This is a genomic window from Pseudomonas laurentiana, assembly GCF_014648275.1.
In the GTDB taxonomy this organism is placed as follows: Bacteria; Pseudomonadota; Gammaproteobacteria; order Pseudomonadales; family Pseudomonadaceae; genus Aquipseudomonas; species Aquipseudomonas laurentiana.
On sequence record NZ_BMQU01000006.1, the window covers coordinates 141,106 to 165,794 of the forward strand.

The following is a 24,689-nucleotide window of genomic DNA, read 5'->3' on the forward strand; positions in this document are numbered from 1 at the left end:
CGCGTCGATCAGGGCTCGTCGTTGTAATGGAACTTGGGCATTTCCCAGTGGAAGCGGATTGCCAATAGCCGTAACAGGAAGCCGCCGAACAAGGTCAGCAGAATGGCCTGCTCGCTTGGCAACTCCAGTGCAACACACGCCAGGTAGCACCAGGCCGCCGCGAAAGAGACGCTGGCATAAAGCTCTCGACGGAAAATCAATGGGATGTCGTTGCAGAAGATGTCGCGCAGGATACCCCCGAAGACGCCGGTGATAACCCCACTGATGGATGCGACCAGAAAGCTCTGCCCCATTTCCAGCGCGGTCATGCAGCCAATCAGGGTAAAGGCCACCAGCCCCAGCGCATCAAGCACCAGGAACAACGAACGCAGATGACGCATCAAGGGCGCGATGAAAATGGTGACCAGCGCCGCGACACTGGTGAGCACAAGATACTCAGGGTGTTTGACCCAGGTCAGCGGGTAATGCCCCAACAGCACATCGCGCACCGAACCGCCACCCAGCGCCGTGATGCAGGCGATCAGCACCACGCCAAACCAATCCATGCCGCGACGGCCGGCCGACAGCGCACCCGTCATGGCTTCAGCGGTGATTGCAATCAAATAGAGCATCAACAACATGGTGCAGATCCGAGCAAAGGGGCGCGCAGTCTACCCAGTTGCCCGCAGCACCAAAAGGGGGCGCGCGGAGGATAATCCGCACGCCCTGGGTGCTTATCACATCAGAACTTGATGAAGTGTTCGCGATAGTGGCGCAGTTCAGCAATGGATTCACGAATATCGTCCAGCGCCAGATGGGTTCCACCCTTCTTGAAGCTGTCACGGACCTCAGGCGCCCAACGTGCTGCCAGCTCCTTGAGGGTCGATACGTCCAGGTTGCGGTAGTGGAAGTAGTTTTCCAACCCACGCATGTGGCGATAAAGGAAACGGCGGTCCTGACAAATACTGTTGCCGCAAATCGGCGACTTGCCCTTCGGCACCCACTGCTCAAGGAAGGCCAGGGTCTGGGCTTCGGCGGTGGCCATGTCGACCTTGCTCTCCCGTACACGCTGGGTCAGGCCCGAAGCGCCGTGGGTACGGGTATTCCACTCATCCATGCGCGCCAGCACTTCATCGCTGTGATGGATCGCAATGACTGGACCTTCAGCCAAGGTATTCAGATCGCTATCGGTGACGATCGTGGCCATCTCGATAATGACATCGTGATCCGGGTCCAGACCGGTCATTTCCAGATCGATCCAGATCAGGTTCTGTGGGTTCTGCATGCGGTGTGCTCCTCAACGTAGCTGCGCAGTTTAGCCTAGTGGAGCATGCTAAACTCCAGACCGATTTAATATTGCCTCCTGCACGGAACCTTCATGGCCAAACGCCAGCTCAATCGTCGCCAAAACTGGCGTATCGAAAAAATTCAGGGCGAACGCGCTGCACGCGCCGCCAAACGTGAACAACAGGCCATGGAAGTACTCGAAGGTGGCGACTTGGGGCCCGAGCAGCTTGGCCTGGTAATCGCCCACTTTGGCGTGCAAGTCGAAGTCGAGGCCCATGAGGGCGAACAGGCTGGTCAGGTCTTTCGTTGCCACCTGCGCGCAAACCTGCCGGCACTGGTAACCGGCGACCGCGTCGTCTGGCGCGCAGGCAACCAGGGCATCGGGGTCATCGTTGCCCAGATGCCACGCAGCACGGAGCTGTGTCGCCCGGACTCACGCGGCCAGTTGAAGCCGGTGGCGGCTAACGTCGACCTGATCGTAATCGTCTTCGCGCCGATGCCCGAGCCCCATGCCAACCTGATCGACCGCTACCTGGTTGCGGCCGAACATGCCGGCATCCGCCCTCTGCTACTGCTGAACAAGGCCGACCTGATCGACGAGCAGAACGCTCCGGCACTCAATGCGCTGCTGGCGGTGTACCGGCAATTGGGCTACCCGCTGCTGGAGGTTTCGGCCCACCACGGCGACGGCATGCAACAGTTGCAGTCTCAACTCGACGGCCATATCAGTGTCTTCGTCGGTCAGTCCGGGGTCGGTAAATCATCGCTGGTCAACAGCCTGCTGCCCGACGTACAAACCCGTGTTGGCGCCCTGTCCGAGTGGTCTGGCCAAGGCACCCACACCACGACGACCGCACGCCTCTTCCACTTCCCGGGCGGCGGCGAACTGATCGACTCGCCAGGTATCCGTGAATTCGGCCTGGGCCATGTCAGCCGCGCCGATGTCGAGTCGGGCTTCATTGAGTTCAATGACCTGCTGGGCACTTGTCGCTTCCGCGACTGCAAGCATGATCGTGAACCCGGCTGCGCGCTGCTCAAGGCACTGGAAGACGGGCGTATCCAGCAGCAACGCATGAACAGCTACCGCTCGATCATTGCCAGCTTGCCGCAAGACAGCTACTGAGCAAACCGGATCCCGGCCAACGACGGCGGGACAACCCCGTCAGCACACAGCAAAACGCCCGCACAGATCACTCTGTGCGGGCGCTTCTAGTGGCTTGAGCTTAACGCTTGCCAGGCTCGTCCATCTTCAACACACCATCCTCGAAAATGTTCAGCTTCTGGCGCAGTTCGTGTGGCTGCAGTGGCTCGGGCTCCGGTGCAGTTGCTCCGCTGGAACCGCTCGGCGAAGCCGGTGCGCCACCTGGCTGAGTGCTATCCGGCGCGGCCGGCGCCTGCTCACCTTCCATCGCCCGCTGGGCCTTCTTGGTCAGCACGATAATATCGATACGACGGTTAACCGGGTTGAACGGGTTAGCGCGATCAAACAGCGACGACGACGCATAACCCACGACGCGTGCAACCTGGGTGTCGGGGTAACCGCCCGCCACCAGCGCACGCCGTGCGGCGTTGGCACGGTTGGCGGAAAGCTCCCAGTTACCAAAGTCACCAGTGCCGGCGAACGGCTTGGCATCGGTGTGGCCGCTGATGCTGATCTTGTTCGGCACAGCCTTGATGGTATCGGCCATGGCCAACAGGATATCTTCGAAATACGGCTGCAGGCGCGCACTGCCCAAATCGAACATCGGCCGATTCTCGGCATCCATGATCTGGATACGCAAGCCGTCCTGAGTGATCTCGAAGAGAATCTGATCCTTGAACTTCTGCAACTGCGGATTTTCTTCGACCTTGTTCTGAAGCTCCTGCAGCAGCAGCTCCAGACGCTCGCGCTCAACCTGCTCGGCCATGGTCTCGACCTTGTCCTTGTCCAGCTGAAGGCTGGTGTCAGGCGTAGGTTCGGATTTCACCTCGGGGTTGATGGTCTTTTCTGGCGCTAGCTGGGGCGAACCACCCAGATCAATGATGTACGGCGTGCCACTTTCAGAAAACCCGATCGGGTCTTTGAAGTAGCCGGCGATAGCAAGCTTCTGTTCTGGTGTGGCCGTAGACAGCAGCCAGAGCACCAGAAAGAACGCCATCATCGCCGTCGCGAAGTCGGCGAAAGCAATCTTCCAGGCGCCGCCGTGATGGCCAGCGTCAAAGCGCTTGACGCGCTTGACGATAATGGGCTGATTGTTCTCCATGGCTTAGCGACCGCGAACCGCTTGTTCCAGCTCAGCGAAGCTTGGACGATGCGACGGGAACAGCACCTTGCGACCGAATTCGACAGCCAGCGAGGGTGGCATGCCCGACGCCGAAGCCACCAGCGAAGCCTTGATGGCCTCGTAGACATTAAGCTCTTCACGGGCGTCATGGCGCAGCGTGTTGGCCAGTGGGCCGAAGAAGCCATAGGCCGCGAGAATACCGAAGAAGGTACCGACCAGTGCCGCCCCCACGTGCAGACCGATAGACTTCTGGTCGCCGTCACCCAACGAGGCCATGGTTACCACGATCCCGAGTACCGCCGCCACGATACCGAACCCCGGCATACCGTCGGCAATGCCCGTTACAGCGTGCGACGGGTGCTCCAGCTCTTCCTTCAGGCTCAACAACTCCATGTCGAACAAGCCTTCCAGCTCATGGGGAGCCATGTTGCCGGTGGACATGATGCGCAGGTAGTCACAGATGTACGCGGTCATGCGTTCATCCTTGAGCACTGCAGGGTACTTGGCAAAAATCGGGCTGGCCGCCGCGTCTTCGATATCGGCTTCAATGGCCATCATGCCTTCACGACGGCTCTTGTTGAGAATCTCGTAGACCAGGCCCAACACTTCGATATAGAAGGTGTGGGTGAAGCGCGAGCTGAACATCTGCAGCGACTTCTTGACCACGTGCATGGTCATATGGCCAGGGTTGGCCTGCAAAAACGCACCGAATGCAGCACCCCCGATGATCAGCACTTCGAAAGGCTGGATCAACGCAGCGATTTTGCCGTGAGAAAGCACATATCCGCCAAGCACACTCGCGAATACGACGATGATGCCGATAATTTTAGCCATAGTTTAAAGCACTTACTGTCGTGGTCAGGGTCGGGGGGGCGGAAGCTCGAAAACTCTTCTTCTACTTATCGGCACTTCTGCGCCAGACTATAGCCAGTCAAGGCGAAAAGCCAGTTCAGGCGCCCTACAGCATGCCTAATGAAACTATCGTGCCAAATAAAACCCCAAAAACACTCGATGCCTGGGTCAGGCTCCTCGACAGCGTTCGCCTTCCGGTACCCCGCGACAGCCATGCGCGGGTCCGTGCCGCGATCAGTGACAGCCGCAGTTCATTGCGTGACATCGCCGAGCTTATGCAGAACAGTCCGGCATTGGTACTGAGCGTGATTCGCGAGGCCAATACCCACTCCCATGCGAGCATAAGTGAACCGGCCGAGAGCCTGGAAATCGCCCTGAACCGGCTAGGCCTCAAGCGCACCGAGGAACTGCTTGAGCGCCTACCCTCCCTGGATCAGGCGCAGATCCCACAACCGCTGCGGCAGCTGCAAATGGTCAGCCAGCATGCCTGTACGCAAGCCAACGGCCTGTTCGCCAACCGACTGGCGCGGCTGTGGCAGGAAATCCACTGGGGCAGCCTGCTGTTCCTTTCGCCACTCTGGCCACTGGCAATTACCCACCCCAAGTTGCTGGAAGAGTGGGAAGTGCGGGTTGTCCACAAGAGCGAGTCGTCAACGGCTGTTGAGCACGAGCTGTTCGGTGTTCGCCTGCTCGCCATCTTCCAGGCACTGGCCAATTATTGGCGCCTGCCAAACTGGGTCACTCAGGGCTATCACTTGCTGCAGGAAGAGCGCGAGCTGCTGGCCAACGTCACGCATATTGCGCGTGACCACGACCCACTGCACCAGCAACAACAACTGGACGAGGATCCCGGCTTGCGACGCTGGTTCAACCAGCCGGCCAACACCGTACTGCTGGCCAATGGCTTGGCACTATCCGCCCAAGTCGCCTGGACCAGCCCACACAACGTTCGCTGGGAGTACCTGATCAGCCTGTATCTGCAGGAGCCACTCGACGCGGTGCAGCAACAGATTCACCAACACGCCGTCAGCAGTGCCCGTAGCCATGCGGCCGCCGACCTGTACCACCCGGCAGAATCGTTGATCTGGCCATGGGAGGTACGCCGCATTCCGCGAGGCCTGCTGCCAGCCGCCCCGCCATCAACCGAGTCGCTGGGTGCCTGGCGCAAGTATTGCGCCGAACTACTGGCCGAGCCCAGCCCCTTCACCAACGCAATGCACCTGACGACTCAGGCGCGAGACGCTCTGGTGGCATGCGGCATGCAGCGAGTCATGCTGCTGATGACCGACAAAAACCTCACCCACCTGCGCGTTCATCAAATCGCCGGCCTGCCCAAAGAAGCCGCCAGCCTGAACCTGCAGATCGATCAAAGCAAAGTGCTGCAGCGCCTGTTGGCGCAGACAGCCCAACTGCGCCTGACCCCGGAAAACAACGCACCGTTTTCCGCACTGATGCCCGCCAGTCTGCGCGGCCTGTTCAAGGGCAACAACCTGCTGCTGCGCTCGCTGTCGAGCCATGGTCGGGTCGTCATGCTGCTGGTGGCCGACCAGGGCGGCGCGCCCTTCTCGGAAATCAGCGTGCAGGCCTTTGGCAAGACCGCGCAATGCATCGAGCGCGCCCTGAACAACTTCAGCAATCGCAGTGCCTGACCCATGCGCTACAATCGCCCCCTCTCTTTCGACGTGGAGACCCTGGATGACTGACTTTTCTGGCTTGCCCCTGGTGATCGAACCCGCAGACCTGCAGGCTCGCCTTGAGGCCCCGGAGCTGATTCTGGTCGATCTGACCAGCGTCAATCGCTATGGCAGCGGGCATATCCCGGGGGCGCGCTTCGTTGATCCCAAACGCACGCAACTGGGTCAGCCACCGGCGCCGGGCCTGCTGCCGGCCAAAGCCGACCTCGAAAAACTGTTCGGTGAACTGGGGCACACCCCGGACTCCGTCTATGTCGTGTACGACGACGAAGGTGGCGGCTGGGCCGGGCGCTTCATCTGGCTGCTGGACGTGATCGGCCACACTCGCTACCACTACCTGGATGGTGGCCTGCATGCCTGGCATGCAGCCGGCCTGGCACTGTCCACTGATGTCCCGGCCAGTGCCGGCGGCCCGGTCAGCCTGAGCCTGAATGACGCCCCTACGGCCACCCGCGAATACCTGCAAAGCCGCATTGGTGCAGCCGATCTGGCGATCTGGGATGCCCGAAGCCACCTGGAATACACCGGTGAGAAAGTCCTTGCAGCCAAGGGCGGGCATATTCCGGGCGCGGTCAACTTCGAGTGGACCAAGGGCATGGACACCGACAACGCCCTGCGTATCCGCAAAGACATGCCGCAGATTCTCGAACAACTGGGCATCAGCAAAGACAAGGAAGTGGTTACCCACTGCCAGACACACCACCGTTCCGGCTTTACCTACCTGGTGGCCAAGGCCCTCGGCTACCCACGGGTCAAGGCGTATGCCGGCTCCTGGGGCGAGTGGGGCAACCATCCGGACACGCCTGTAGAAGTTTAAGGAAACCCAATGAAATCCCGCTTGTTCATCATCAGCCAGTACCTGCTGCCGCATCACCTGCTCTCGCGCCTGGCCGGCTGTATTGCCGAGTGCCGCGTGCGCTGGTTCAAGAACGCCTTTACCCAATGGTTCGCCAAGCGCTATCAGGTCAACATGAGTGAAGCGCTGGTCGAAGACGTTACCGCCTACGAGCACTTCAACGCGTTCTTCACCCGTGCACTGAAACCGGATGCTCGCACACTGGACACTACTCCCGGGGCGATCCTCTGCCCTGCCGACGGCGCCGTGAGCCAGCTCGGCCCTATTGAGCACGGGCGTATTTTCCAGGCCAAGGGCCACAGCTTCAGCGCCCTGGAACTACTGGGCGGCGACCCTGCCCTTGCCGCGCCGTTCATGGGTGGCCAGTTCGCCACCATCTACCTGTCGCCGAAAGACTACCACCGCGTCCACATGCCGCTGGCCGGTACACTGCGCGAGATGGTCTACGTCCCGGGTCGCCTGTTCTCGGTCAACCAGACGACTGCCGAGAACGTACCGGAACTGTTTGCCCGTAACGAACGCGTAGTCTGCCTGTTCGATACCGAACGCGGCCCGATGGCCGTGGTGCTGGTGGGCGCGATGATCGTCGCGTCGATCGAAACGGTTTGGGCTGGCCTGGTGACACCACCGAAGCGCGAGCTGAAAACTTTCCGCTACGACGATGCCGCCCGTGCGCCGATCCACCTGGAGAAGGGTGCGGAGCTGGGACGTTTCAAACTGGGTTCGACCGCTATCGTGCTGTTCGGTCAGGATCAGGTGAAATGGGCTGAAGAGCTGACAGCAGGCTCTGCTGTACGAATGGGCCAAGGCCTGGCACTGCCCGCCCAAGCCTGACACCACACGACAGACATGCGCCCCCAGCCGGGGGGCGGCATGTCATGTGGCGCTAATGGGCAGCGTATCAGCCCCGACCGTGGCGATCACGCATGCCCAGCAGGTACAACACACCATCCAGGCCCAGTGTTGAAATCGCCTGCTTGGCCGACTGTTTAACCAGCGGTTTGGCGCGGAACGCAACCCCCAGGCCAGCAATTGCCAGCATCGGCAAGTCGTTGGCACCATCGCCCACAGCAATGGTCTGCTCCATCTGCAAGCCTTCCTTGCGGGCCAACTCGGTGAGCAGATCAGCCTTGCGCTGAGCATCGACAATCGGCTCTACCGCCACGCCGGTGACCTTGCCATCCACCACTTCCAGCTCGTTGGCATAGACATAGTCGATACCCAGACGCGCCTGCAACTGCTTGGCGAAGTAGGTAAAACCACCGGACAGGATGGCGGTTTTGTAGCCCAGCCGCTTGAGTTCTGCAAACAGGATCTCGGCGCCTTCGGTCAGGCGCAGCGAGGCACCGATTTCATCCAGCACGCTGACATCCAGCCCTTTGAGCAAGGCCAGACGCTCCTTGAAGCTGGCACGGAAATCCAGCTCACCGCGCATGGCGCGTTCAGTAATCTCCGATACCTGTTCACCCACACCAGCGGCCTTGGCCAGCTCATCGATGACTTCGGCTTCGATCAGGGTAGAGTCCATGTCAAACACCGCCAAACGGCGGTTACGACGGAACAGCGAGTCCTGCTGGAAGGCGATGTCGACGTTCAGTTCCTGGGCCACGCTGAGAAACTCGGCGCGCAGCGCCTGAGGATCGGCGGGTTCGCCGCGCACCGAAAACTCGATGCAGCCCTTGGCCTTGTCTGCCGGAGTATCCAGCGCGACACGACCGGAGAGGCGGTCGATGTGGTCAATGTTCAGGCCGTACTGGGCGGTAATCGAGCTCACTCGCTGCAGTTGCTCGGCGGTTACCTTGCGGGTCAACAGCGTGACAATGTGCCGCGGCTTGCCCTGACCCTCTACCCAGGTCTGGTAATCGGCTTCGGAAACTGGCGTAAAACGCACCTGCTGATCAAGCTCATAGCCCGCGAACAGAATGTCCTTGAGGACCGAAGAAGCGTGCTCGCTTTCTGGAATTTCGACCAGAATGCCGAAGGACAGGGTGTCATGAATCACTGCCTGACCGATATCGAGGATGTTCACACCGCTCCTCGCCAGGACACCGGTGATGGCAGCGGTGAGGCCCGGACGGTCCTCACCAGTGATGTTGATCAGGACGATTTCGCGCAAGACAGGCTCCGGGTCGTTGAAAAAAAACGCATTCTACCGACTTTCACTGACTATCGGGCACCGCCGATACTTTGCCACCCTGTAGCCGCTCGCTATACTGCGCAGCAACTTAACCGACATAAAGAGCCGCGCTCTGTGAACCGGCCTACGCCTGTAAAAACCGACAACTTCTTCCTGCTGATCTTCCGTGCCCTGCGCCAGCGCCGAGTACCGTTGGCCCTGCGGATCGCCTGCCACAACGTTTTCCTGGTCGCCCTGGCGCTGGTGATCTATGCCGTGGTCATGGGCCTGCAGTTCAAGGAAGCCATGCATGAACAGGCTGACGCCCTGGGCCAGAGCCTGACGACCCAGACAGCGACCTCGGCGACCGAGCTGCTGGTGTCCAACGACATCCTCAGCCTCAACGTGCTGCTGGGCAACCTGGTGAAAAACCCGCTGGTGGCCCACGCCGCCATCTACAGCGTCGATAACCGGATCCTGGCCGAGGCTGGTCAGCGCCCGAAAAACGGCCTGCTGGGCGAAGCGGAAGGCCTCTACCAAACCAAGATCACCTTCCAGGACGTGACGGCGGGCCAACTGCGCATCAGCCTGGACATGAGTCAGTTCCAGCAACCACTGACCATCAGTTTGCAGAGCATGGGCATTCTGGCCGGCATCCTGCTGGCGCTGGCGCTGGCCTTGAGCCTTCGCCTGGGGCGCTTCATCTCCACACCGCTGCTGCAACTGCGCGTATGGCTGCGTGACCTGAATGAGTTCACCCCGGCCACCGAGCGCCAGGACGAGATTGGTGACCTGGCCCGACAACTGCACGCACGCTTCGCACCGCCGCCGCGCGAGGTGGAGCCCGAAGCAGAGGATGATGACTCACTGGAAATCGAGGCAGACGAACCGACATTTGAAGTTCGTAACTTGCGCGACCCAAGCTTTGACGAAGCCCCTGCCATTGCTCGCCCGACCGCCCGCCCAGTCGTTGACGATGAGGACGAGGATGACGAAGCGTTCGCCGACCTGCATGACGAGGCCGAGGTTACCCGACCGACCCCGCAGGCAGTTGCACGCCAGCCACAAGCCAGTGCAGTACTGGCCATTCAACTGGGCTCACAGGAACAACTGCGACGCTTGCCACGCACACGCCTGACCGAACTGCTGGAACGCTACCGCGACTGCCTTGATCAGGCTGCCTCGCTGTATGAAGGCGAGGTACAAACGCTCAACGACGGCAGCACCCTGATGCTGTTCCACCGCCAGGACAGCGGTGACGACTACCTGACCAACGCCATCTGCTGCGGCGAACTGCTGCGCGCCCTCGGCCACGCACTGCAGATTGAAGTCGCGGACAGCGGCATCACCCTGCAACTGCAGTTGGGACTGGTGTTGGGTGACGATCTGCAGGGCTTGAGCCAGATCGACCTGCTGCTGACCGAGAAGGCCCAGGATGCACTGGCCCTGTCCCAGCACAGCCGTAACCTGTTGCTGGTCGAACGCAAGATCAGCGACGACGCACTGATTCGCCAACGCGCTCGTATCCGTCCAATCGCCAGCCCTGAAGGGGCATGCTGTGTAGAGCGGCTGATGGAACCTTATCCATCGATGCTGGAACGCCAACTAGCTCGCATGCACGAAAGCCGCGTCAAGAGCTAATCGACAGGCGTAGGCGCGGTGTCAGTAAGCACGCGGCGCCTGCAATCGTTGGCAAGCCAACTCCCACAGGGACCCGCGTAGCGCCCTGCTTTTCTGAGGGAGGAGGCTTGCCTGCGATGGCGTCGGCGCGGTGTCAGTGAGTGCGCGGCGCCTGTATCGTTGGCAAGCCAACTCCCACAGGGACCCGCGTAGCGCCCTGCTTTTCTGAGGGAGCAGGCTTGCCTGCGATGGCGTCGGCGCGGCGCCTGCACGTTGGCAAGCCAACGCCCTCAGGAGTCAATGTCGAAAGCGCTGGGCGTAAAAAAGCGAATCCCCGCTAAAAAGCAGGGATTCGTCGACAACCTGGTTTTTTCTTTAGAAGCGGAACACTTCCATTTCGGTACGTATCGGTGAGGCCAGCGGAATCTTCGGCTTTTCCGGCCCTTCCTTGCGCACCTGCACAGGAGCAGCTTTTCGCGGCGTTTCCTCGACCACTGGCGGCTGGTTGGCCAATGGTTTGAGCGCAACGCTCAGCTCTTCGGACAATCGCTGCAACAACACACCCTGAGCCTTGACCTGATCGGCAGAACTGCCCAGATGCCGCTCTTCGAGGTGGATGATCCGGTTGTCGCGAACCTTGCCACGACGGTCAATCAGACGCCACTGGGCATCCAGGATGGCGGGCTGATGCACACCGGAGTCCAGACGCGTGATCGACAACAGCACTTGCACGTCAGGGCTGAAACCCGACGTAGCCGGGGCCAGCACCACACGATGACTGTCCAGGCGCCAGGCCAATTGGCGTACCAGCAATTGATCAATGTCAGCCGACAGGCTGCCTGCCCAACGACCATCGGTGGCCGCGGTCAGGCTGCCATCCGCCTGACGCTGCAGGAAGGTTTCACGTTGCAGATAATCAGCAACCGACACCGGCCCGAGCACGACGGCCATGCCGCCAGTCTGGTTAGGCTGCTCAGGCTGACCGTCGTCGAGCTGATACAGCGCAACCGGTTGATGCATGCTACAACCAGCCAGGCCCAACACCCCTGTCAGCAGTAAAACAAATGGAAGGCGCAGAAAAGTCATCATCCCATCCAGGCGGTTGCCACTCGGCTCACCGCAGTGATACACATAAATTCACTCGGGCACCCAGCTACATGGGCACCACAAGGGGCCTATCATCCGCGAATATGCGGCGCGACTCCAGCGTTTGTGCCGTATACCCGACCAAAAAAGCCGGGTATACGGCCCACAAGCGCACTAGCCAAGGCTCTCGACCAGCAATGCGTCAACCCGCTGGAAACCACGTGGCAGCTTGCTACCGCGCCGCCCTCGCTCACCCTTGTAATGCTCCAGATCATCTGCCTTGAGAGACAGGGTACGCTTGCCGGCCTGCAATACAAGGGTTGAACCCTCAGGAATCACCGCCAAATCCGTGACGTACTCTTCGCGGCTAGCGACGCGCTCACCTGGAATACCGATGATTTTATTGCCCTTTCCTTTCCCCAGCTGCGGCAAGTCACTGACCTTGAACACCAGCAACCGACCTTCGGTCGTGACCGCCGCCAGCCAATCCTGCTCACGGTCGGCCAACGCACGCGGTGCCATGACCTTGGCACCATTCGGCAAGCTGAGCAGTGCCTTGCCCGCCTTGTTTTTGGCCTGCAGGTCTTCACCCTTGGCCACAAAGCCGTAACCGGCATCGGATGCAATCACATAGAGCGCATCATCGTCAGGTAACAGTACGCACTCAAAAGAAGCCCCCGGCGGCGGCGTCAGGCGGCCGGTCAGCGGTTCGCCCTGCCCCCGCGCCGATGGCAGGGTATGGGCCGCCACCGAATAGCTGCGACCCGTCGAATCAATGAACACGGCAAACTGGTTGGAGCGCCCTGCAGCGGCGGTCTTGAATCCATCGCCAGCTTTGTAGGAAAGCCCTGTTGCATCGATGTCATGGCCTTTGGCACAACGCACCCAGCCCTTTTCCGAGAGCACCACGGTGACCGGCTCGGTCGGCATCAACTCGTTTTCCGACAGCGCCTTGGCCTCGGCACGCTCAATAATCGGCGAGCGGCGATTATCGCCGTAGGTCTCGGCATCGTTGATCAGCTCAGTACGCACCAGCTTGCGCAGCTTGGACTCGCTTCCCAGCAAGGCAACCAGGCGCGCCTGTTCCTTGGCCAACTCGTCCTGTTCATTACGAATCTTCATTTCTTCCAGCCGCGCCAATTGGCGCAGGCGGGTTTCGAGAATGTACTCAGCCTGGGTTTCGGTCAGGCCGAAACGGGCGATCAACGCAGCCTTTGGCTGGTCCTCGGTCCGAATGATATGAATCACTTCATCCAGGTTGAGGAACGCTACCAGCAAGCCTTCCAACAGATGCAAACGCCGCTCCACCTTGTCCAGGCGGAACTGCAGGCGCCGACGCACCGTACCGACCCGGAACTCCAGCCACTCGCTGAGCAGCGCCCGCAGGTTCTTGAGCTGCGGACGCCCGTCGAGGCCGATGATGTTCATATTGACCCGGTAGCTGGACTCCAGGTCCGTGGTCGCGAACAGGTGCTGCATCAACTCGTCGAGGTCGACCCGATTGGAACGGGCGATGATCACGATACGGCACGGGTTTTCATGGTCCGACTCGTCGCGCAGGTCGGCCACCATCGGCAGCTTCTTGGCTTGCATCTGCGCGGCGATCTGCTCCAGCACCTTGGCGCCGGAAACCTGATGCGGCAGCGACGTCACAACAATATCGCCATCCTCGATGCGGTAGACCGCACGCATGCGTACCGAGCCACGACCCGTTTCGTAGATTTTCAGCAGGTCTGCCCGCGGCGTAATGATTTCCGCCTCGGTCGGATAATCCGGGCCCTGGATATGCTCACACAGCTGCTCGACGGTCGCTTTCGGCTCATCGAGCAGGCGCACGCAGGCACTGGCCACTTCGCGCAGGTTGTGTGGCGGCACATCAGTCGCCATGCCCACAGCGATACCGGTGGTACCGTTGAGCAGAATGTTCGGCAGACGCGCTGGCAGCACGGCGGGTTCGTCGAGGGTACCGTCGAAGTTTGGTACCCAGTCGGCAGTCCCCTGGCCCAGTTCACTGAGCAGCACTTCGGAGTAACGCGACAGGCGTGCTTCGGTGTAACGCATGGCGGCAAAAGATTTCGGATCATCCGGTGCCCCCCAGTTACCCTGGCCATCGACCAACGTGTAGCGGTAACTGAACGGTTGCGCCATCAACACCATGGCTTCATAGCAGGCCGAATCGCCATGGGGGTGGAACTTGCCGAGCACATCACCAACGGTACGTGCCGACTTCTTGTGCTTAGAGTCGGCATCCAGCCCCAGCTCGCTCATGGCATAGACGATACGTCGCTGCACCGGCTTCAGGCCATCGCCGATATGCGGCAGCGCACGGTCCATGATCACGTACATGGAATAGTTGAGGTAGGCCTGTTCGGTGAAGTCAGCCAGTGACCGGCGCTCTACGCCATCGAGGCTGAGATCAAGGGAATCGCTCATGCGGGCCTCATCATTTCAAGGTCTGGCGCAGCAGCAAGGTGCCGCTGCGCTGGGTAAATTCAAGTCGTTTCAGGGCACTCATGCCCAACAGCACCTGCTCGCCGCCGAGCCCCGGAACCACCAGGGCGCGCACATCGCGCAGGAGAATATCGCCCAACTGCAGCGCGTCCAGCCGTGTACGGTAGCCCTCTGCACGGCCATTGGCAGTACTCAGGGTGACCGGGGCACCGCGTTCAAGGCCGAGCCGGGTTGCAAGGCTCTCGGGGATGGCCACATCGGTCGCCCCGGTATCCAGTAGAAAATGCACCGGCTGACCATTGATCTGACCATCCGCCACAAAGTGACCCTGGCCATTACCGGCCAGTTGCACCTCAATGTAATCCTCACCATGCACCGAACTGACCACCTTGTTCGGGTTTTCCTGACGCTGCTCCCACTGACCAAAAAAACGCGTCGCCAGAAACAGACCGGCCGCCCAGGCCAGTATCAGAAACACCCGCCCGGCACGCTTGCCCGGTGCCTGGCTCATGGCTTGGCACTCCAGCCGTCCTTGGGCGCAGCAAAGCGCCAGACGATCGGACGGCTTTCGCCGTCGGCACGGCTGCCACCGTTGTTATCCACCCCGACCCAGGCACCTTCAGCGTCGATCACCAAGGCTTCAGCCAGGCCAAAAGGCTGGGAATAGCGGCGCGGTTCCGTCAAGGCTTCGGCAGCAAACGACCAGCAGCGCTCGACCACCGCCGTGGCGGGATCTCGGCGACAGATCCGAAACGCATTACGCTCCAGGGTAAACAGTTTGTCATTGAACAGCGCCAGGTCGGCAAAATCACGCTCCCTTTCTTGCGCATTGGGCATCTGCTCCGGCTGAGGCTCGGTGCCGCCTTCACTGAGCAAGACACACCCGCCATTGCAGGCCCAGGTTGTCTGCTGTCGCTTTATCAACAACAAGCCACGTCGCTCGCGCTCGGCGGCGAGCCAGATACGGTCACCGGACGGGTTGACGGCAAGCCCCTCGAACAAGGCATTGAAGTGCAGCAACATGCCACTGCCCCGTGCCTGACGAACCAGGCCCGGGTCAATTTTCAACCAGTGCGGTGCGCCTTCGACAGGCACCTGAAGCACGGCTGCAAGGGCTTCACTGACCAGGTACTTGTTGCCAGCAGCGTCACAGCTCACCGCTTCGAAATCAATCGAGCCACCCCGAACCCAGGAGGCTGCCCAGGTTCGCACACGCAACCCCCAGGGCAAACCGGTGGCCGGCGCGTCAGGCAGCACCAAGGTGCTGCCAATGGCCTGCCAGACTGCCCCTGTAGTATCCAGGCGGTACAGCAGGTCATCGTCACGGTCAGAGACGGCCCACAGGTCCTTGCCACACAGCGCCAGGCCCGAAAGGTTGCCACCGAGCATGCCGTCGATCGGATGCTCGGCCTGGAGCGTCAGCTCCGGCCAGGGAGCCGCCAGTGCTGGCAAGGCGAAAAGCAGCAACAGACTCGCCAGCAGCGAACGGATCAAGCCATGACCTCAGCCAGGTTCCCCTTGGTTTCCAGCCAGTTCTTGCGGTCGCCCGCACGCTTCTTGGCCAGCAACATGTCCATGATCTCGCTGGTTTGTGCAAAATCATCCAGGGTCAGTTGGACCAGACGCCGAGTGTTCGGGTCCATGGTGGTTTCGCGCAGCTGCGGCGGGTTCATCTCGCCCAGCCCCTTGAACCGTGTGACCTGAGGCTTGCCCCGTTTCTTCTCCGCCACCAGGCGGTCGAGAATCCCATCGCGCTCGGCCTCGTCAAGGGCATAGTAGATCTCCTTGCCCAGGTCGATCCGGTACAACGGCGGCATGGCAACGTAAACATGGCCGGCCTCAACCAGCGGGCGGAAGTGCTGGACGAACAGCGCGCACAGCAAGGTAGCGATGTGCAGGCCGTCGGAGTCGGCGTCGGCAAGGATGCAGATCTTGCCGTAACGCAGTTGGCTCATGTCGCTGGCGCCCGGATCGACACCGATGGCCACAGCGATGTTATGCACTTCCTGGCTGGCCAGGACTTCACCACCATCGACTTCCCAGGTATTGAGGATCTTCCCGCGCAACGGCAGGATGGCCTGGAACTCCTTGTCCCGCGCCTGCTTGGCTGAACCGCCTGCCGAGTCACCCTCGACCAGGAACAGTTCGGCGCGCATCGGATCCTGCCCGGCGCAGTCAGCGAGCTTGCCCGGCAAAGCCGGCCCCTGCGTTACGCGCTTGCGCTCAACCTTCTTGCTCGCCTTGAGACGACGCCCGGCGTTACTGATTGCCAGTTCGGCCAACTGCATGCCCAGCTCTGGATGGGCGTTGAGCCACAGGCTGAAGGCATCCTTGACCACGCCAGAGACAAACGCAGCCGCCTCACGGGAAGACAGGCGTTCCTTGGTCTGCCCGGAGAACTGCGGCTCCTGCATTTTCATCGAGAGTACGAAGGTAATGCGTTCCCAGACATCCTCAGGGGCCAGCTTGACCCCGCGCGGCAGCAGGTTGCGGAACTCGCAGAACTCACGCATCGCGTCCAGCAGGCCCTGGCGCAGGCCATTGACGTGGGTACCACCCTGAGCAGTCGGGATCAGGTTGACGTAGCTTTCCTGAACGCTGTCGCCGCCTTCAGGCAGCCACAGCAAAGCCCAGTCCACGGCTTCCTTGTTGCCGGCCAGGCTGCCGCAGAACGGCTCGTCCGGCAGGCGCAGGTAGTCACTGACCGAGTCGACGAGATAGGAACGCAGGCCGTCTTCATAGTGCCACTCGACCTTCTCACCGCTGGCCTTGTCCTCGAAGCTGACCAGCAACCCCGGGCACAGCACGGCCTTGGCCTTGAGCACATGCTTGAGACGGCTGATGGAGAATTTCGGTGAGTCGAAATACTTCGGATCGGGCGCAAAATACACGCTGGTACCGGTGTTGCGCTTGCCGACCGTACCGATCACTTCCAGCTCGCTGGCCTTGTAGCCGTCGGCGAAGGTCATCTGGTATTCGTTGCCATCACGCTTGACCTTGACCCTAACCTGACTGGACAGGGCGTTGACCACCGAAATACCAACACCATGCAAACCGCCGGAGAACTGGTAGTTCTTGTTGGAAAACTTACCGCCAGCGTGCAGCTTGGTCAGGATCAGCTCAACCCCGGAGACGCCTTCTTCAGGGTGGATGTCCACCGGCATGCCGCGACCGTCGTCAGAGACTTCCAGAGAGTGGTCAGCGTGCAGGATCACCTGAACCGACTTGGCATGCCCGGCCAGGGCTTCGTCGACACTGTTGTCGATGACTTCCTGAGCAAGATGGTTCGGCCGGCTGGTATCGGTATACATGCCCGGGCGCTTACGCACCGGGTCAAGGCCGGAGAGGACTTCGATGGCGTCTGCGTTATAGGCGCTAGCGCTGGGATTGGCCATGGGTTCTCGTCGTCATTCGTAGGTAAAAATAAGCAATCAAAATACAGAAAAATCGAGCGCTTGATACTGTTGGGGCGCAATACCGGCAAAGTTCAGCAGGGCTGGCAAACGTTCGGCAAAGCCCTGGAAGCTGTGGTCGCCCCCGGCCTGAATACGCAAGGCGCATGCCCGGTAGAAGGTTTCGGCACGGCGATAGTCCAGGGTTTCATCGGCCGTCTGCAACCAGACCTGGAAGCGCTCGGCATCACACGGCGGGGCTGTTTCCAGCTCAGCCAGTGCGTGTACATGATCGACCGTCAACTCCCATGTTTCACCGGTGTAGAGGTTCTGCTGGCTACCCAGGTAGCCGTCGAACATCTGGTGCGGATTGACTGCCGGGTTGATCAGCAGGGCCTTCAGGCCATGGCGCTCGGCCAGGTAGGTCGCATAGTAGCCGCCGAGTGAGCTGCCGACCAGTAATGGCGCACCGAGTTCGGCGATGGCGCGCTCCAGTTGTGCAATCGCTTCACGCGGATGGTGGTGCAACGCCGGCACCCGCAGTTGTTCGTTTTTGCCCAACTGCTGCATTACGGCCACCAGTTGGGTGGCCTTTTTCGATGACGGTGCGCTATTGAAACCGTGGATATAAAGAATCGAACCCGACATACCACCCCCCGCGCATCGGCATGGCCCGCACGGCGGGCGCAAAAGCATGCAGTTTAGCCTGTCCGGCCAGCGTTGGATCAGCTTTGGAGAATTCGCAACACTTTGTATTCAGTAACCATTGCTGCCGTAGTCAACGGTATAGGCAAAATCGCTGACGCGGGACACGCCGGTATCGATCTGACCATTGGCGTAAAGCCTTAACCAGCGGTAACCCGGCGCCTGTTCGCCTACGGTGAAATCTTCGCTGCCCGGCTCGAACTGAATGCAGGTGGACGGTGAAGCAAGCAGGCGAATGTCACCACGCTGCTCATCCCACTCCTGATGAACATGCCCCCAGAGCACCGCCCTGACCTGTGGATAACGTTCAAGCACTGCAAACAGGGCATCGCCATTACGCAGGCCGATTGGCGCCATCCAGGCACAGGCAATCGAGACGGGATGATGATGCAGGCAGACAAGATGATGCCGCTCGGGCGCCGTGGCCAGCGCCCACTCAAGCAGTTGCAGTTGATCATCGGCCAGCAGCCCGGGCACTGCACCCGACACCGCCGAATTGAGCAAAATAACCCGCCAGGCGCCGATATCCATGACCGGTTCAAGCACGTCCGAGCCTTGCGCGGCCTGCGCCATCGGCAACGGCTCGTCATGATTGCCCGCCAACCAGCGTACAGGCGCGGGAATTCGCTCACTCATCTGGCGAAACCGCTCATAGGACGCCTGCGTACCATCCTGGGACAGATCACCTGTTGCCAGCACCAGATCGATACGCGGCTGCTCATCCAGCACCTGCCCGATCACCCGCTGCAGGCTGTCTCCGGTGTTCATGCCAAGCAGTGTGCTGCCTTCATCGGCAAACAAGTGGCTGTCAGAAAGCTGTACCAGCAGCACTGGGGCATCACTGGCTGGAGTCGATAGAGGCAACAAGGCTGGCTCCCGGGGCGGATTCAGCACGATTATGGTGGTGAAAAAACCTCGGGGCAAACCCGCGACAAGACCGTCTTCACATTTTTAACGCACCGTCGCCAACTCGTGCCCACAGGCCAGGCAGTGGCTCAGCCACTCGCCGAGGAACAGGTTGAGCTGAGCCTTTTCATCAGGCTGATGCATCTGCGTGTTCGGATAGGGGTAGATACTGCGAAAGCGTCGGGCATGCTCGGCACTGACCACTTCGGCCATGCGCGCATCATGATAGACCTGCACCTCCAGCTGAGGCACCGGCAACCAAGGCAGGCTGTGCTCCTGGCGAACACGTAGCGTGGTGGTGTAGGGACAGGCAAGGACAACATCGAGCACCAGAACGCCAAGCATCTGGTCACCCTGGGTCATACCGATACGGCGCGAGCTTTGGGTGTTGCGCATGTCCGGCAACAGCCGCATCAGGCGCGCATAGTTGGCCTCGCAGGCAGCCTGCAAGCCCACCAGATCGACCCGATAGCGCTCACGCAACAGATTCACGACCATAGCCCCCTGACTTCATCGCGGTTCAACGCCAACCATTGCAAGGCAATGATGCTTGCCGCGTTGATGATATGTCCATCGCGCACGGCCTGCAGGGCATCCTCGAATGACCAGACCTTCACGCGAATATCTTCACCCTCTTCTTCCAAACCGTGCAGGCCACCCACCCCCACGCTGCTGCAACGGCCCAAGTACAAATGAACGTACTCATCACTGCCACCAGGCGACGGAAAGTAACGCGTCATCGGCCATAGCGCAGTCAGCTTCAGGCCAGCTTCCTCCTCAGCCTCACGGTGTGCAACTTCTTCCGGTTGTTCGTCCTTGTCGATCAGACCAGCGACCAGTTCTATCAGCCAAGGGCTTGCAACCTTGCCGATGGCGCCGACACGAAACTGCTCGATCAGCACCACTTCATCACGCTGAGCGTCATAAGGCAGCACGCACACCGCATCGTGACGTACAAACAGCTCACGGCTTATCTCCCGCCCCATGCCGCCCGCGAACAGCTCATGGCGCAGACGCACTTTATCGAGCCGGTAAAAGCCCTTGTAGCAGTTGTCCCGCTGAACAATGTCAACGGCGCTGGGCACAGCGTTAGCCTTGTCTGTCATGAAAATCCTCGTTGCTTCGATGTACCGCTTGGCGCCATCCTAACGCGCACTCAGCCAGCTTTCACCTCTTTAAAGATACCGGCGAGACTGCGAGGATAGGCAGCCCGCTGGTCTATTCAGCTTAGTGGCGAACCGACGGCGCCGCCGACGGTCAAAGCCCGATTACCTTAGCCTTACAGGGACCATCATGACGCTTGCGAAACTGACTTCCGTGGCCGTACTGGCACTGGCACTGGGCGCTTGCCAAAGCGTGTTCCAGCCCAATATGCGTACGCCACTGGAAGTCAAACGCGAGGCCTGGGAGCACATCAAACCAGGCTGCAACAATACCGACTGCCCACTGGTGAACATCGACACGATTCACTTCCCGGCACAGCCAAAGCTGGATGCGCTGGTCGAGCGGCGCCTGCTGCAAATGACTCAGGACAACAACCGCACAGCACCACCCACCTCACTCAAAGCCTACGAAGATCAGTTCCTGCGTGACGCCGAAAGCCGCAATAGCAGCTACTTGCAAGCCAAGGTACGCGAACAGCATGACGGACTGGTGATCATTGAGCTGTCCAGCTACCTGGACACGGGTGGTGCCCACGGCATGCCGGGGCGTGGCTTCATCAACTACTCTCGCCAGCAGGACAAGGTGCTGACCCTGCAGGACATGCTCCTGCCAGGCCAGGAGGAAGCCTTCTGGCAGCAGGCGCAACTGGCACACAAGAGCTGGTTGGCGAGCACCAAGATGGATCAGGACCCGGACTTCGTAAAAACCTGGCCCTTCCGCAAGACCCCGCACATTGCCCTGACGTACGGCGCGCTGGTGCTCAAGTATGAGGTCTACACCATCGCGCCCTACTCCATGGGCCATACCGAGCTGAAGATCCCTTACCCGCGCCTGAATGGTATCCTCAAGCCGGAGCTTTTTCCTGGCCGCGGCTGAACATGCTGGCTGAGAACCCGTACAACAACCCTGCCGACAGCAATGCTGGCAGGGTTGCACCAACCTCGGGGTAGTAGTTCGCCAACACGTGATAGATCAGCACACCCCCACACCAGGCCAGCAACGCCCCCCAGTGCAGTGCCCGTATGCTGATGTCCGCACGACGGCGGCGCCAGATGAAGTGGTCCACCAGCACGACACCGAACAGCGGTGCAAACACCGAGCCGATCAGCAGCAAGAAATTCTGGTACTGCGCCAACGGCGCAAAGCATGCGATCAGCGTGCACACAAGACCAATGACCAAGGCCAGATGCTCGACTTTCAAGCGCAACAACAGGCCTGTGGAAACAGCAGCCGAATGAATGTCGGCAAAGGCGTTTTCCGACTCGTCCAATAGAATCAACAACAGCGGAATCCCCAGGCCGGCACCTGCCAAGGCCAACAGCAATGCATTGGTTTCACCACTCGGCGCAAATGCCAGGGTGTACGCCACGCCCAGGCTCATCAGCCAGAAGTTACCGATGAAAAAGCCGAGTGCCGTGCCACCGAAAACCCGTGAGGCACGTTGGCCAAAACGCGAGTAGTCGGCAATCAGCGGCAGCCAGGACAAGGGCATCGCAATGGCGATATCAAAGCCCAGTGCAAATGACAGCGAACCGTCACCCGTACGCTGCCAGAGGCCTACCAGATCCGCCTTGGCGAACAGGTTCCAGGTCAGCCACAGGCAGGCACCCAGCAGCAGCCAGATACCCCACTTGCGCAGGATCCGCCGCACGAAGGTCAACGGACCACTGACCGCCAGCAAGGTCGCCAGGCCACCAAAGAACAGCGTCCAGAGCACTGGCATCGCCCATGCACTGCCCTCACCAAACGCCCGCGCGCCCAGCAAACTGGCGGCATCGCGCATCACAATGATCTCGAATGCGCCCCAACCGATCAGTTGCAGCAGGTTCAATAGCGCAGGCAACGCTGCACCGTGTCGCCCCAGGCTCAGTCGCAAAGCGGCCATGGCCGACAGGCCGGTATCGCTGCCAATGACGCCAACCGCCGCCAGCAGCAACACCCCCACAGCGGTGCCCAGGACAATTGCCAGCAGCGCACCGGCAAGCCCCAGCCCCGGACCGAGCAAGGCGCCGGTCTGTAGCACCATCAGGCCAATACCGAGGGAAAACCAAAGGGAAAACAGGTCACGGGCACCAAACGTGCGCTGATGGCTGGGCACAGGATGGTCGGGGGAGTAGTGGCTGGGTGTGCTCACAGGAATGGTCTCGACAAGGAGATAGCGGGTAATGGTTTGAACCCCATTGCAGGCAAGCCAGCCCCCACAGGCACCGGCCTATGCAGTGCTTGTGGGGGCTGGCTTGCCTGCAGAGGCGGTGCGCATTGCACACCGCCCATGAGCGTCCTCAGACCTTTTTGTACAACTGGCTGCCTTCCTGGCGGAACCGTTCGGCCTGCTCACGCATGCCCTCTTCGACCGACACATCCAGCGTTTCGATACGCTGGTTAGCCGCGTATTCGCGAACTTCCTGGGTGATTTTCATCGAGCAGAACTTCGGCCCGCACATGGAGCAGAAGTGAGCGACCTTGGCCGAATCCTTCGGTAGCGTTTCGTCATGGAAACTGCGTGCGGTATCCGGGTCAAGACCGAGGTTGAACTGGTCTTCCCAACGGAACTCGAAACGCGCCTTGGACAAGGCATTGTCACGGATTTGCGCCCCCGGATGGCCCTTGGCAAGGTCGGCAGCATGCGCGGCGATCTTGTAGGTAATGATGCCGGTCTTGACGTCATCCTTGTTCGGCAGGCCCAAGTGTTCCTTCGGCGTCACATAGCAGAGCATGGCACAGCCGAACCAGCCGATCATCGCCGCACCGATACCGGAGGTGATGTGGTCATAGCCAGGTGCGATGTCCGTGGTCAGTGGGCCGAGGGTATAGAACGGTGCCTCGTCACAGCACTCCAACTGCTTGTCCATGTTCTCTTTGATCAACTGCATCGGCACGTGGCCAGGGCCTTCGATCATGCACTGAACGTCGTGTTTCCAGGCGATCTTGGTCAGCTCACCGAGGGTTTCCAGTTCACCGAACTGCGCTTCGTCGTTGGCGTCGGCAATCGACCCCGGACGCAGGCCATCGCCCAGCGAGAAGCTGACGTCGTAGGCCTTCATGATTTCGCAAATTTCGTCGAAATGAGTGTAAAGGAAGTTTTCCTTGTGGTGCGCCAGGCACCACTTGGCCATGATCGAACCACCACGGCTGACGATACCGGTCACACGCTTGGCGGTCAGTGGCACGTAACGCAGCAGCACACCGGCATGGATGGTGAAGTAGTCCACGCCCTGCTCGGCCTGCTCGATCAAGGTGTCACGGAACAGTTCCCAGGTCAGGTCCTCGGCGACACCGTTGACCTTTTCCAATGCCTGGTAGATCGGCACGGTACCGATCGGAACCGGCGAGTTACGGATGATCCACTCGCGGGTTTCATGGATATGCTTGCCGGTGGACAGGTCCATGACGGTGTCCGAACCCCAGCGGATACCCCAGGTCAGCTTGGCCACTTCTTCTTCAATGGACGAGCCCAGGGCGCTGTTGCCGATGTTGCCGTTGATCTTCACCAGGAAGTTACGGCCGATGATCATCGGCTCCAGTTCAACGTGGTTGATGTTGGCCGGGATGATCGCACGGCCACGGGCGATTTCCTCGCGCACGAACTCTGGGGTGATCTCTTTCGGAATGCTGGCACCGAAGCTGTGACCGGCGTGCTGCTGATTGAGCAGGCCTGCGGCACGGGCTTCTTGCAGCTTCATGTTTTCGCGAAGGGCAACGTACTCCATCTCGGCAGTGATGATGCCCTGGCGGGCATAGTGCATCTGGCTGACGTTGGCACCGGCCTTGGCCCGACGCGGGTTTTTGACGTGGGCAAAACGCAGCGCAGTCAGTTCCGGGTCGCTCAGGCGCTGCTGGCCAAAATGGGAGCTGAGGCCGTCAAGGCGCTCGGTATCGCCACGGGCCTCGATCCAGGCCGAACGCACGTCGCCCAGGCCTTTACGCACATCGATCACCACATTCGGGTCGGTGTAAGGACCCGAGGTGTCGTAGACCAGTACCGGGGCATTAGGCTCGCCACCGAAGTCGGTAGGCGTGTCGTCCAGGCTGATTTCACGCATCGGCACACGAATGTCAGGGCGCGAGCCTTCGACATAAATTTTTCGCGAGCGGGTAAACGGTTGCACGGACTGCTGATCGACCTGAGCCGATTCACTCAGGTTGGCGTATTTTTCTTGTTTACTCATCACAGGCTCTCCAGACGGCATCCAGCGGTGGAATGTCGGAGTGAACCTGAAAGGCACGAACGCACCGGGGCTGGTGCTGTGCCATAGTCGGCGATGCCTGGCAGCCTGAAGCTGACTCGACATTCCCGGACCCTGGCACAAGAGGGCT

Annotated in this window: 22 protein-coding genes; 6 read left to right on the forward strand and 16 right to left on the reverse strand. The window is 60.4% G+C overall.

Features of this window, described 5'->3' with window-relative positions:
• Positions 1 to 8: 8 nt before the first annotated feature.
• Positions 9 to 620: a trimeric intracellular cation channel family protein gene (locus IE038_RS08455; RefSeq protein WP_163936838.1), complete on the reverse strand. Its 612-nt coding sequence runs from the start codon at positions 618 to 620 to the stop codon at positions 9 to 11.
• 101 nt (positions 621 to 721) lie between these two features.
• Positions 722 to 1,264, reverse strand: a complete 543-nt coding sequence (orn, locus tag IE038_RS08460) for an oligoribonuclease (RefSeq protein ID WP_163936836.1) — start codon at positions 1,262 to 1,264, stop codon at positions 722 to 724.
• 93 nt (positions 1,265 to 1,357) lie between these two features.
• On the opposite strand from orn, the gene rsgA reads away from it, so the two are divergent.
• Positions 1,358 to 2,389 carry a small ribosomal subunit biogenesis GTPase RsgA gene (rsgA, locus tag IE038_RS08465; RefSeq protein WP_189395459.1) on the forward strand — a complete coding sequence of 344 codons (1,032 nt, stop codon included), beginning with the start codon at positions 1,358 to 1,360 and terminating at the stop codon, positions 2,387 to 2,389.
• A 100-nt stretch (positions 2,390 to 2,489) separates the two neighbouring features.
• Here the strand turns inward: rsgA and motB are convergent, their stop codons facing one another.
• Positions 2,490 to 3,509 carry a flagellar motor protein MotB gene (gene motB / locus IE038_RS08470; protein ID WP_163936834.1) on the reverse strand — a complete coding sequence of 340 codons (1,020 nt, stop codon included), beginning with the start codon at positions 3,507 to 3,509 and terminating at the stop codon, positions 2,490 to 2,492.
• A 3-nt stretch (positions 3,510 to 3,512) separates the two neighbouring features.
• Entirely contained in the window at positions 3,513 to 4,364 is an 852-nt protein-coding gene (motA, locus tag IE038_RS08475; protein WP_163936832.1) for a flagellar motor stator protein MotA, read from the reverse strand.
• A gap of 131 nt (positions 4,365 to 4,495) precedes the next feature.
• Here motA and IE038_RS08480 point away from each other — a divergent pair, with 131 nt between their 5' ends.
• Genes IE038_RS08480 through asd form a run of 3 tightly spaced genes read left to right on the forward strand, consistent with a single transcriptional unit; the run spans position 4,496 to position 7,766 of the window.
• A complete protein-coding gene (locus IE038_RS08480) occupies positions 4,496 to 6,031 on the forward strand; it encodes an HDOD domain-containing protein (protein ID WP_163936829.1) in 1,536 nt (511 codons plus the stop codon).
• Positions 6,032 to 6,077: 46 nt separating this feature from the next.
• Positions 6,078 to 6,893 carry a rhodanese-like domain-containing protein gene (locus tag IE038_RS08485; RefSeq protein ID WP_163936828.1) on the forward strand — a complete coding sequence of 272 codons (816 nt, stop codon included), beginning with the start codon at positions 6,078 to 6,080 and terminating at the stop codon, positions 6,891 to 6,893.
• A gap of 9 nt (positions 6,894 to 6,902) precedes the next feature.
• Positions 6,903 to 7,766: an archaetidylserine decarboxylase gene (asd, locus tag IE038_RS08490; protein ID WP_163936826.1), complete on the forward strand. Its 864-nt coding sequence runs from the start codon at positions 6,903 to 6,905 to the stop codon at positions 7,764 to 7,766.
• Between the two features lie 67 nt (positions 7,767 to 7,833).
• On the opposite strand, the gene serB is transcribed toward asd, so the two are convergent.
• A complete protein-coding gene (serB, locus tag IE038_RS08495) occupies positions 7,834 to 9,048 on the reverse strand; it encodes a phosphoserine phosphatase SerB (protein WP_163936824.1) in 1,215 nt (404 codons plus the stop codon).
• A gap of 135 nt (positions 9,049 to 9,183) precedes the next feature.
• Between serB and IE038_RS08500 the strand changes: the two genes are divergently transcribed.
• Positions 9,184 to 10,689 carry a histidine kinase gene (locus tag IE038_RS08500; RefSeq protein ID WP_163936822.1) on the forward strand — a complete coding sequence of 502 codons (1,506 nt, stop codon included), beginning with the start codon at positions 9,184 to 9,186 and terminating at the stop codon, positions 10,687 to 10,689.
• A gap of 354 nt (positions 10,690 to 11,043) precedes the next feature.
• On the opposite strand, the gene IE038_RS08505 is transcribed toward IE038_RS08500, so the two are convergent.
• The 9 genes from IE038_RS08505 to IE038_RS08545 form a co-directional block, all read right to left on the reverse strand.
• Positions 11,044 to 11,754: a PqiC family protein gene (locus tag IE038_RS08505; protein WP_189395460.1), complete on the reverse strand. Its 711-nt coding sequence runs from the start codon at positions 11,752 to 11,754 to the stop codon at positions 11,044 to 11,046.
• 174 nt (positions 11,755 to 11,928) lie between these two features.
• Positions 11,929 to 14,187: a DNA topoisomerase IV subunit A gene (parC, locus tag IE038_RS08510; RefSeq protein ID WP_189395461.1), complete on the reverse strand. Its 2,259-nt coding sequence runs from the start codon at positions 14,185 to 14,187 to the stop codon at positions 11,929 to 11,931.
• 10 nt (positions 14,188 to 14,197) lie between these two features.
• Complete coding sequence (locus IE038_RS08515; RefSeq protein WP_163939637.1) at positions 14,198 to 14,716, reverse strand: retropepsin-like aspartic protease family protein; 519 nt, start codon at positions 14,714 to 14,716, stop codon at positions 14,198 to 14,200.
• The gene (locus IE038_RS08520; RefSeq protein ID WP_189395462.1) at positions 14,713 to 15,699 is read right to left on the reverse strand and encodes an esterase-like activity of phytase family protein; all 987 of its coding nucleotides are present in this window, start codon (positions 15,697 to 15,699) and stop codon (positions 14,713 to 14,715) included. The genes IE038_RS08515 and IE038_RS08520 overlap by 4 nt, the downstream gene beginning before the upstream one ends.
• Positions 15,696 to 17,600: a DNA topoisomerase IV subunit B gene (gene parE / locus IE038_RS08525; RefSeq protein ID WP_163939639.1), complete on the reverse strand. Its 1,905-nt coding sequence runs from the start codon at positions 17,598 to 17,600 to the stop codon at positions 15,696 to 15,698. Before parE ends, IE038_RS08520 begins: the two co-directional genes overlap by 4 nt.
• A gap of 36 nt (positions 17,601 to 17,636) precedes the next feature.
• Complete coding sequence (locus IE038_RS08530; protein ID WP_163939641.1) at positions 17,637 to 18,245, reverse strand: YqiA/YcfP family alpha/beta fold hydrolase; 609 nt, start codon at positions 18,243 to 18,245, stop codon at positions 17,637 to 17,639.
• 108 nt (positions 18,246 to 18,353) lie between these two features.
• On the reverse strand, positions 18,354 to 19,169 hold the full coding sequence (gene cpdA / locus IE038_RS08535; protein WP_163939643.1) for a 3',5'-cyclic-AMP phosphodiesterase: 816 nt from the start codon (positions 19,167 to 19,169) through the stop codon (positions 18,354 to 18,356).
• A gap of 84 nt (positions 19,170 to 19,253) precedes the next feature.
• Positions 19,254 to 19,706 carry a DUF1249 domain-containing protein gene (locus tag IE038_RS08540; RefSeq protein WP_163939645.1) on the reverse strand — a complete coding sequence of 151 codons (453 nt, stop codon included), beginning with the start codon at positions 19,704 to 19,706 and terminating at the stop codon, positions 19,254 to 19,256.
• Positions 19,697 to 20,314 carry an NUDIX domain-containing protein gene (locus tag IE038_RS08545; RefSeq protein ID WP_163939647.1) on the reverse strand — a complete coding sequence of 206 codons (618 nt, stop codon included), beginning with the start codon at positions 20,312 to 20,314 and terminating at the stop codon, positions 19,697 to 19,699. Before IE038_RS08545 ends, IE038_RS08540 begins: the two co-directional genes overlap by 10 nt.
• A 187-nt stretch (positions 20,315 to 20,501) precedes the next feature.
• Between IE038_RS08545 and IE038_RS08550 the strand changes: the two genes are divergently transcribed.
• A complete protein-coding gene (locus IE038_RS08550) occupies positions 20,502 to 21,248 on the forward strand; it encodes an RsiV family protein (RefSeq protein ID WP_163939649.1) in 747 nt (248 codons plus the stop codon).
• Here the strand turns inward: IE038_RS08550 and cytX are convergent.
• Positions 21,217 to 22,506: a putative hydroxymethylpyrimidine transporter CytX gene (gene cytX / locus IE038_RS08555; RefSeq protein ID WP_163939651.1), complete on the reverse strand. Its 1,290-nt coding sequence runs from the start codon at positions 22,504 to 22,506 to the stop codon at positions 21,217 to 21,219. The two genes, IE038_RS08550 and cytX, sit on opposite strands and share 32 nt — an antisense overlap.
• A 148-nt stretch (positions 22,507 to 22,654) precedes the next feature.
• The gene (gene thiC / locus IE038_RS08560) at positions 22,655 to 24,541 is read right to left on the reverse strand and encodes a phosphomethylpyrimidine synthase ThiC (protein WP_189395463.1); all 1,887 of its coding nucleotides are present in this window, start codon (positions 24,539 to 24,541) and stop codon (positions 22,655 to 22,657) included.
• Positions 24,542 to 24,689: the final 148 nt, after the last annotated feature.

What these genes read in the sequence shown, in the direction of transcription:
- IE038_RS08455 (WP_163936838.1), bottom strand. Translation starts at nt 620, where the DNA reads ATGTTGTTGATGCTCTATTTGATTGCAATCACCGCTGAAGCCATGACG.
- orn (WP_163936836.1), bottom strand. Translation starts at nt 1,264, where the DNA reads ATGCAGAACCCACAGAACCTGATCTGGATCGATCTGGAAATGACCGGT.
- rsgA (WP_189395459.1), top strand. Translation starts at nt 1,358, where the DNA reads ATGGCCAAACGCCAGCTCAATCGTCGCCAAAACTGGCGTATCGAAAAA.
- motB (WP_163936834.1), bottom strand. Translation starts at nt 3,509, where the DNA reads ATGGAGAACAATCAGCCCATTATCGTCAAGCGCGTCAAGCGCTTTGAC.
- motA (WP_163936832.1), bottom strand. Translation starts at nt 4,364, where the DNA reads ATGGCTAAAATTATCGGCATCATCGTCGTATTCGCGAGTGTGCTTGGC.
- IE038_RS08480 (WP_163936829.1), top strand. Translation starts at nt 4,496, where the DNA reads ATGCCTAATGAAACTATCGTGCCAAATAAAACCCCAAAAACACTCGAT.
- IE038_RS08485 (WP_163936828.1), top strand. Translation starts at nt 6,078, where the DNA reads ATGACTGACTTTTCTGGCTTGCCCCTGGTGATCGAACCCGCAGACCTG.
- asd (WP_163936826.1), top strand. Translation starts at nt 6,903, where the DNA reads ATGAAATCCCGCTTGTTCATCATCAGCCAGTACCTGCTGCCGCATCAC.
- IE038_RS08505 (WP_189395460.1), bottom strand. Translation starts at nt 11,754, where the DNA reads ATGACTTTTCTGCGCCTTCCATTTGTTTTACTGCTGACAGGGGTGTTG.
- parC (WP_189395461.1), bottom strand. Translation starts at nt 14,187, where the DNA reads ATGAGCGATTCCCTTGATCTCAGCCTCGATGGCGTAGAGCGCCGGTCA.
- IE038_RS08515 (WP_163939637.1), bottom strand. Translation starts at nt 14,716, where the DNA reads ATGAGCCAGGCACCGGGCAAGCGTGCCGGGCGGGTGTTTCTGATACTG.
- parE (WP_163939639.1), bottom strand. Translation starts at nt 17,600, where the DNA reads ATGGCCAATCCCAGCGCTAGCGCCTATAACGCAGACGCCATCGAAGTC.
- IE038_RS08530 (WP_163939641.1), bottom strand. Translation starts at nt 18,245, where the DNA reads ATGTCGGGTTCGATTCTTTATATCCACGGTTTCAATAGCGCACCGTCA.
- IE038_RS08540 (WP_163939645.1), bottom strand. Translation starts at nt 19,706, where the DNA reads ATGGTCGTGAATCTGTTGCGTGAGCGCTATCGGGTCGATCTGGTGGGC.
- IE038_RS08545 (WP_163939647.1), bottom strand. Translation starts at nt 20,314, where the DNA reads ATGACAGACAAGGCTAACGCTGTGCCCAGCGCCGTTGACATTGTTCAG.
- IE038_RS08550 (WP_163939649.1), top strand. Translation starts at nt 20,502, where the DNA reads ATGACGCTTGCGAAACTGACTTCCGTGGCCGTACTGGCACTGGCACTG.
- thiC (WP_189395463.1), bottom strand. Translation starts at nt 24,541, where the DNA reads ATGAGTAAACAAGAAAAATACGCCAACCTGAGTGAATCGGCTCAGGTC.